Origin of the sequence: Microvirga sp. HBU67558, from assembly GCF_018069605.1 — a bacterium.
Taxonomy (GTDB): Bacteria; Pseudomonadota; Alphaproteobacteria; order Rhizobiales; family Beijerinckiaceae; genus Microvirga; species Microvirga terrae.
Map to the genome: position 1 here is coordinate 1 of NZ_JAGPUP010000082.1, position 270 is coordinate 270.

At 65.2% G+C, this 270-nt stretch carries 1 protein-coding gene; it reads right to left on the bottom strand.

The genetic code is table 11. The features are described from left to right. Positions 1-270: 4Fe-4S binding protein (locus KBI52_RS00325; RefSeq protein WP_210804733.1), on the bottom strand; the 270-nt coding region annotated here is incomplete at both ends.

A 270-nucleotide genomic window follows, 5' to 3' on the forward strand; every position in this document is an offset into this window, starting at 1 on the left:
ACGGGACGGTGACCTGCGGCACCTTCAGCCACCGGGCAATGGTGTTGGTCAGCTCCTGGAGCGCGCCGAACGGGCAGAGCCAGCCGCAGAAGGGACCGCGGCCCCAGAACAGCAGCCCGGCCGCGACCGCGGCCCATAGAATGAAAATCAGCGGCGCGGCGAGGAAGAACTCCCAGTTGAAGGCGGTAATCAGGGAGTTCGTGAAGGTCAGGACGTTGACGACCGAGAGCTGGGCATTGGCGTACCAGCCGAGCCAGACCAGCGTGAAAG